The following is a 7,720-nucleotide window of genomic DNA, read 5'->3' as shown; positions in this document are numbered from 1 at the left end:
GTCGCAAGAAACCTATTTTAAATTTCAGCCCCCATTTTGGTTTCTGCAATGCACCCTCTTGGTTGAGTTGTATGTAGTCCCTCCCATTGAATAGAGGGACCCCTTTGAAGGCGATCGCGTTACTCTATCCCAGGGGATTCCTTCTAATTCGCTCTCTTTTCTTTTCTGTGGCAATCGTAACACTTCTAAAGTGCGATCGCCTGAGACACAACCAGGGGGCCGGATTGATCCGCCAACAGCAATCTCTTGGCCACGATCCCTGATGATATCGCCCGGTATGAGCACAGCGGTTTTGGCTTGAGTCCTTCTCTCCTTCTTTGGGTCCACCGCCCCTGCTCAGATGCTTTCTTTGGGAACTCGTCCCCTTGATCAAGCCTTTTGATCCATTTTAGCCCACGATCGCAGCTTTAAACCCCAGAGAATAATCCCCGCTTTTCCTGTAAAATCTTCACCGGATCAGGGACAGGAGTCTATAAAAACCCACAGCGTCAAGCCTGGGGCTATACGGACGAAGCCCGCCTGCGCGGGCTGAATAGTAAAGTCTATAAAAACCTTCCTCCAAATGGGGTGAAGTAGTCCTTACAAGAGCTTAAGACGAAATCCCGTTGTCAAAGGTCTATAAAATACCCACAGGCTCAAGCCTGGGGCTATACGGACGAAGCCCGCCTGCGCGGGCTAAAAGCGAATACCGACTCTTAACAACCGAATTTGGTATAAGAGCACCTCCGGTCCCCTCCCCTTGCCAAGGTCCGGGTTAGGGTGGGGTTCTTCTGACCTGGCCCTCAGACTGGGGTGAAGTAGTCCTGACAAGAGTAGTTTTTTACGCTTAAGAGCACCTCCGGTCCCCTCCCCTTGGCAAGGGGAGGGTTAGGGTGGGGTTCTTCTTGGGCGATCGCACCCAGTCCCATCCCTGACCCCTTCCTGTCCCTCGGGGCGATCGCCCTAAATCCGATGTCTGGGTTGCCCGAAAAATGTTAAATTGAGTCCAGTCGCATTCCCGGGCATTGAAATTCAGTCGGAAAATTACAAGCCGTTCCATCCAATCCTCCTGGGTCAACTGTTATCAATTCCCTCTTTTTTTATCTAAAATTTAATGCAACCGTTTTAAACAGACCCATTTGATAATAAGTCGTCAGTCATAGGATTTTTCACAGACATGGCAATTTTACATGGCAGTTGGATTCAATCAGGGGATTCAACGGAAAGCAAACAAATCGGTGAATATTTATTAATTTGGGGAGAAACTTGGCGGCGATTTGTACCCGATGAAACGGCAAATGTTGGGAAAGTTCTAGCCCATCCTTTAGCTATGAATTCCCCCGAATTAACCGAGTTTATCAAGGGATTAAACGCAGAAAATCGCCTGTCCTGGGAATTACCCGAGGGGGCGAACCTGACTCCCACCAAAGGGAAAAAACAAAAGAAGACCGACAAAAAGGCAGGGATTGACCCGTGGCAGAAGGTGGCGATCGCCCTACCCACGGATCTCAGTTCCACTCAGGGTCCCATTCCCCTCCATTCCGGAAGTCAACCCTCCGAAGAAGATTTTGCCTTATATCCCTGGCAAGTCGAGGGACTCTGCCTCTCCCCCACAGATGCCATTGATTTTTTATCCGCCCTCCCCTTGGGGACCCTCGACCCAGCAGACAACTTTATCGGGTCTGACTTGCGCTTCTGGTCCCACATTGCCCGGTGGACTTTGGACCTCCAGGCGCGATGTAAGTTTCTCCCCCAAATCCAACGCCCTCTCACCGGAGGGGCAGTCGCCCATTGGCAACCCCTGCTAGATAGCGACACCGATCGCAAGCGCCTCAACCGCTTCACCAAGCAGATGCCAATTGCCTGTCGCACTTATCAACTCAGGGACCCTGAAGAATTAGCCGTCCAATTCCCCCCGGAACCCCAGGAGTTGTTACAAGGATTTCTCTCTCATGCCATCGATATTCGCATCCGCAAGGCGAGTGGGGAGGATTCGATACCAAATTTGGTCTCGCCGGTGAAAGAATGGCTGCAAGGGTTGGTTTCTGAAGCGGGGATGATTTCTGGGGAACCGGATGCGATCGCCAAAATTGAATCAGCGATCGCCTCCTGGACTGCCCCAGTTGCCCCCCATCTCGCTGGACAGCAACCGTTTCGCGCCGCCTTTGAACTGGTCCCCCCAGAATATGGCGATAATCGTTGGACCTTGCAATATTACTTGCAATCCGTGGATGATGCCTACTGTTTAGTCGATGCCAAAACCATCTGGAACAATCCAGTGGAACAGTTTGTATATCAAGGTCGCACCATTGAACAACCCCAGGAAACCTTATTGCGGGGATTAGGATTAGCTTCTCGCCTATTTCCGCCCTTGGAAGCGAGTTTAGATACCCAATCTCCCCAATCCTGTGCGATCGCCCCGCTACAAGCCTATCACTTTATTAAATCCGTCACTTGGCGGTTTGAGGATAGTGGATTAGGTGTCATTTTACCCGACAGTTTGTCCCCTCGGGACGGGTGGGCGACTCGCTTAGGATTATCCGTTCGCGCCGATAGTCCAACTCGTCCCCAAGGCGGATTAGGATTACAAAATCTCCTGAATTTTAAGTGGGAATTAACCATTGGCGGACAAACTATTTCCAAGAAAGAATTTGACCGTTTAATCGCCCTCAACTCTCCTTTAGTCGAAATTAACGGAGAATGGGTGGAACTGCGCGACCAGGATATTCGCGCCGCTACGGACTTTTTTAAATCCCGCAAAAATCAGATGTCTTTGACCTTAGAAGATGCCTTGCGGTTGGCAACGGGCGATACCCAGGTCATGGAAAAACTGCCGGTGGTTAAATTTGAAGCCGGGGGACATCTGGAGGAATTGCTGAATACCATTACCAACAAGCGATCGCTAGAAGATTTAGAAGTCTCCACCAACTTCAAAGGGGAACTGCGACCCTATCAATTACGCGGCGTCAGTTGGTTAGCTTTCTTGCAAAAATGGGGATTAGGCGCTTGTTTAGCCGATGATATGGGATTGGGTAAATCCATTGAAACTATTGCATTTTTGCTGTATTTGCAAGACCAAAAAGAATTAGAGAATCCAGTCCTGTTAGTTTGTCCTACCTCAGTTTTAGGCAACTGGGAACGAGAAATTAAAAAATTTGGACCCAAACTCAAAGTCATGGTCCATCATGGGGACAAACGGGCTAAAGGAAAAGCCTTTGCTAAAGCCCTGCAAGGGAAAAATTTAGCCATTACCAGTTATCCTCTGGTGTATCGCGACCAAAAAGAACTGCAAAGTATTCCCTGGGATGGCATCATTTTAGATGAAGCCCAAAATATTAAGAATCCCCAGGCGAAACAGTCGAAAGCGGTCCGAGATTTGATTGATGAAGAAACTCAACCCTTCCGGATTGCTTTAACCGGAACCCCGGTAGAAAACCGACTGCAAGAACTCTGGTCGATTATGGATTTTTTGAATCCGGGTTATTTAGGGGCCCGACAATTTTTCCAACGGCGATTTGCTACACCGATTGAGAAATATGGGGATACGGATTCCTTGGAGGCATTGCGATCGCTGGTTCGTCCTTTTGTCCTGCGTCGCCTCAAAAGTGATAAAACCATCATTCAAGATTTGCCCGAAAAACAGGAGAATCCGGTATTTTGTGGACTGTCTGCGGAACAGGCAAAATTGTATCAAGCAACCGTGGATAGTACCCTGGCGGACATTGATTCTGCCGAAGGGATTCAGCGGCATGGGTTGATTTTGGCGTTGTTGGTGAGATTGAAACAAATTTGTAATCATCCGGCGCAGTTTTTAAAGGAAAAGACTCTGAATCAACCGTTGCGATCGGGTAAATTGCTGCGCTTAGAGGAAATGCTAGAAGAGATGCTGGCAGAAGGCGATCGGGGTTTAATTTTCACCCAATTTGCCGAATGGGGAAAACTCCTGCAACCTTATCTCTCCCAAAAATTAGGCCGAGAAGTTCTATTTTTGTATGGTGGAACTCGCAAAAATCAACGGGAAGAAATGGTCGATCGCTTCCAACAAGACCCCCAAGGACCACCGATTATGATACTCTCCATCAAAGCCGGTGGGGTCGGTTTGAATTTAACCCGCGCCAATCATGTCTTCCATTATGACCGCTGGTGGAATCCTGCTGTGGAAAATCAAGCCACGGACCGAGTATTTAGAATTGGACAAACCCAAAATGTGCAAGTGCATAAATTCATCAGTACCGGCACTTTAGAGGAGAAAATTCACGATTTAATTGAGAGTAAAAAAGAGTTGGCCGAACAAGTTGTGGGGGCTGGTGAACAATGGTTAGCGGAGTTAGATAGTGATAATTTGCGGAACTTACTCATCCTCGATCGCAATGCTGTCATTGATGATGATGAGGAGTGAATTCAAAACCCGCAGCGTCAAGCCTGGGGCTATACGGACGAAGCCTGCCTCCGCAGGCTAAGAAGACTCAACCAAACCCGCAGCGTCAAGCCTGGGGCTATACGGACGAAGCCTGCCTACGCAGGCTAAGAAATAAAGCAAGTCTTTGACAATTAGATTTGGTTTTGTTCAGAAATCATACATAAAAATCATGACCAATTACACTCAACCGGATAAAGAATGGTGGACACAACAATGGCTAGATTTGCTTAATTCCTATCGCTTTAAAAAGCGTTTGGAACGAGCTAGAGTTTATGCTAGAGAGGGAAATGTTTTAAGTATCGACTTTGAAGGGCAAAAGGTATTAGCGCAAGTTCAAGGAACGGATCCGGAACCCTATAAAGTTTCTCTTTGGTTAGACCCGTTAACCGATGAAGATTGGACTTATGTGATTCAAACAATGGCAGAACGAGCGATTTTTTCTGCCAAACTTCTGGCGGGGGAAATGCCACAAAATATTGAAGAAGTGTTTGCGGCTAATGGGGTGAGATTGTTTCCTTTTACCCTCGAACAAGTCAATTCCCGCTGTAGCTGTCCGGATAAAGCTAATCCCTGTAAACATATTGCAGCAGTGTATTACTTGTTAGGCGATCGCTTTAGTGATGACCCGTTTGTATTGTTTCAATTACGGGGACGCACCCAAGCTCAAATTCTCGCCGCATTACGGCAAACTCGGGGTACGGATACGGATGCAGAACCAGCGGAGTCTAAAGCAAAAGAACATAAATCAAAACTGCATAAATCTCCTCTAAAAGTCGATAAATTTTGGCAGTATGACGACCAGTTAGAATCGGGATTAGTGGTAATTGCCCCGGCACCCAGTAGTGAAACGGTGTTAGATGTTTTAGGACCGATTCCCATTAAACCAACCGCAACGGGACAAGCGGTGATGCAGTCATTAACAAGCATTTATCAAACTGTGAGTCAGCAGGCAATTTTATCAGCATTAAGTCGCGATGGATGAATAAAACTTTTAGCCCGCGCAGGCGGGCTTTGTCCTGTGAGCCTCCAGGCTTGACGCTGCGGGTACTGTTTAAAATAGGGTTAGGGTATCAGCTTTTCACCTTAATTTATAACCGAAGAAATTGCTAATTCTACCCTAAAAATGCTACCATATCCTAACTGACTTTCCACGGCAAGATGCGCTTGATGTTTCTGCCCGATCGCCTGTACAATGGCTAAACCCAATCCCGTTCCCCCAGTTTGACGGCTGCGATCGCTATCCACACGGTAGAACCGTTCAAAAATTCGGGTTTGTTCCCCCGATGCAATGCCAATCCCTGTATCTTTGATAGTAATCACCGCAAGGCGATCGCGTCGAGTTAACTCAATCACAACTTTACCCCCACTCGGTGTATATTGAATCGCATTGGCAATTAAATTAGACACCAACCGATAAAGCTGGGATTCATGTCCTAACACATAAATTTCCGCCTCGGGAATATGACTCACCAGATGCACTTCAGCGAGGATTGCTAACTCTAAAAATTCTTCCGTCAAATCACTGATTAAATCATTTAAACAGCAAGGTTTAAACGGGATTTGGGATGAATTTTGCTCCAAACTGGTTAACAAGAGTAAATCAGAAATTAAATGACTCAACCGCCGTCCCTGCCTTTCCACCGTTTGCAGCATGATGGGAATTTCCGACTGATTTGAGGGGGGTAAGCGTAACATTGCCTCCACCGTTGCTAACAGACTTGCTAGAGGCGATCGCAATTCATGGGCAGCATTTGCCGTAAACTGTTGCTGTTGCTGATACGACTGGTAAATCGGCTGCATGGCTAATCCCGATAGCCACCAACTGGAAATCATCACCAACCCCAAGGCAATGGAAAATCCCATTCCTAAAATCCATCGCATCCGCTGCACTTCCCCATCAAAGGCTTCTAAAGTTCTGCCAATTTGTAAATATCCCCAAGATGGATGAGAATGATGCAGGGAAGAAGACTCACTGGGATAGTGATTGTGTAAAATAATCGTAAATTGGTGATAGCGAATCCCATTCGGACTCTGAAACGTTTGCCAGGGTTCAGGATGGAATGTTCGGGAAATGCCTAGGGGAGGATTGGGAGAAAAAGCCAGCAGTTTGCCTTGGTGATTAAACAGCCGAATATAGTAAGTATTGCGATCGCTAATTCCTGTCGTATGGCGTTCAATTAACGTTGGACTAATAGTACAAGATTCCCCCGCCACACAGAGTTCCGGCAAAATCCGCTTCAAAACCGTTGTCGCTTCCCCCGAAGGCGGTAACATCGGTTCTAAACTATCATGCAATGTCCCGGCGATCGATTCCATTTCTCGTTCCATTGCATCCCAACTCGACTGAATCAGCGATCGATACAAACTCAAACCCGACAAACTCAAAATCACCGCCATTACCCCGGCATACCAAAATGCAAGACGGAACCGACTGCGGCGAAATAATTGATGACTATTCATTCCCCAAGAGACTCACTCAGACGTATTGAATCGATACCCTTGACCCGGAATAGTTTCAATGGGACAAGGACAACCATACTGGGCTAACTTGCGCCGCAATAAGCGCATTTGTGCCGCTACTACATTACTAATCGGTTCCTCATCCAAATCCCAGAGTTGATACCGAATCTTACTCCCGGAAATAATGCGATCGCAATTTTGCATCAAATAGGCAAACAGTTGAAATTCTTTCACCGTTAACGGAATCAGTTGAGGCGGTTGACTCAACCCGAAACTGAGGATATTATTCCCATAATCCAAGGTAAATCCACCCACCGTAAGCGTTTGGGGTTGCAGTTGAGGCGATCGCCGCTGTAATGCACGCAAACGCGCCAATAATTCTTCCATCACAAACGGTTTCACCAAATAATCATCCGCCCCAGCATCCAGTCCCGCCACCCGATTTTCCGGCTGTCCCAACGCCGTCAACATCAACACAGGTAAAGGATTTTGATGCAATCTCAATCGCTGACATAACTGTAACCCAGATAACTTCGGCAGCAACCAATCCACGATCGCCACTGTATAATCCGTCCACTGACTGTCCAGACAATCCCAAGCCTGCACCCCATCCTGAACCCAATCTACAACATACTTTTCACTCACTAACACCTGCTTAATCGCCTGTCCTAAATCCGCCTCATCTTCCACCAGCAAAATTCTCATCTGTCTTGAGGAAATTAACCATCGGCTTGATTGTAGCTAAGGGAACTCCAAAAAATAAAACCTCCAAAACTTTCGTAGTGACGGATCAACGGAGTAGCCCCTTATATGTAGGGGCGCAATGCTTGCGCCCTCCGGTCCGGAGGGCGCAAGCATTGC

The 7,720-nt window shown here is 47.3% G+C and carries 5 protein-coding genes; 3 read left to right on the top strand and 2 right to left on the bottom strand.

Annotation, left to right across the window (positions count from 1 at the left end; translation table 11 throughout):
- Positions 1–852 precede the first annotated feature (852 nt).
- The 3 genes from NG833_RS30385 (at position 853) to NG833_RS11150 (ending at position 5,381) form a co-directional block, all read left to right on the top strand.
- The gene (locus tag NG833_RS30385) at positions 853–978 is read left to right on the top strand and encodes a hypothetical protein (RefSeq protein ID WP_256555915.1); all 126 of its coding nucleotides are present in this window, start codon (positions 853–855) and stop codon (positions 976–978) included.
- Positions 979–1,156: 178 nt separating this feature from the next.
- Complete coding sequence (locus NG833_RS11155) at positions 1,157–4,378, top strand: DEAD/DEAH box helicase (protein WP_254565365.1); 3,222 nt, start codon at positions 1,157–1,159, stop codon at positions 4,376–4,378.
- Between the two features lie 190 nt (positions 4,379–4,568).
- Positions 4,569–5,381, top strand: coding sequence for an SWIM zinc finger family protein (locus NG833_RS11150; protein WP_254565364.1), 813 nt, complete (start codon positions 4,569–4,571; stop codon positions 5,379–5,381).
- A 101-nt stretch (positions 5,382–5,482) separates the two neighbouring features.
- On the opposite strand, the gene rppB is transcribed toward NG833_RS11150, so the two are convergent.
- Together rppB and rppA are read right to left on the bottom strand one after the other, a co-directional pair.
- Positions 5,483–6,859, bottom strand: a complete 1,377-nt coding sequence (gene rppB / locus NG833_RS11145) for a two-component system sensor histidine kinase RppB (RefSeq protein ID WP_254565363.1) — start codon at positions 6,857–6,859, stop codon at positions 5,483–5,485.
- Positions 6,860–6,871: 12 nt separating this feature from the next.
- Positions 6,872–7,564, bottom strand: coding sequence for a two-component system response regulator RppA (gene rppA, locus NG833_RS11140; RefSeq protein ID WP_254565362.1), 693 nt, complete (start codon positions 7,562–7,564; stop codon positions 6,872–6,874).
- Positions 7,565–7,720 lie beyond the last annotated feature (156 nt).

Source organism: Oscillatoria sp. HE19RPO, from assembly GCF_024220515.1.
Lineage (GTDB): Bacteria > Cyanobacteriota > Cyanobacteriia > Cyanobacteriales > Laspinemataceae > Laspinema.
This window is presented reverse-complemented; position numbering and strand designations above follow the sequence as displayed.

What these genes read in the sequence shown, in the direction of transcription:
- NG833_RS11155 (WP_254565365.1), top strand. Translation starts at nt 1,157, where the DNA reads ATGGCAATTTTACATGGCAGTTGGATTCAATCAGGGGATTCAACGGAA.
- NG833_RS11150 (WP_254565364.1), top strand. Translation starts at nt 4,569, where the DNA reads ATGACCAATTACACTCAACCGGATAAAGAATGGTGGACACAACAATGG.
- rppB (WP_254565363.1), bottom strand. Translation starts at nt 6,859, where the DNA reads ATGAATAGTCATCAATTATTTCGCCGCAGTCGGTTCCGTCTTGCATTT.
- rppA (WP_254565362.1), bottom strand. Translation starts at nt 7,564, where the DNA reads ATGAGAATTTTGCTGGTGGAAGATGAGGCGGATTTAGGACAGGCGATT.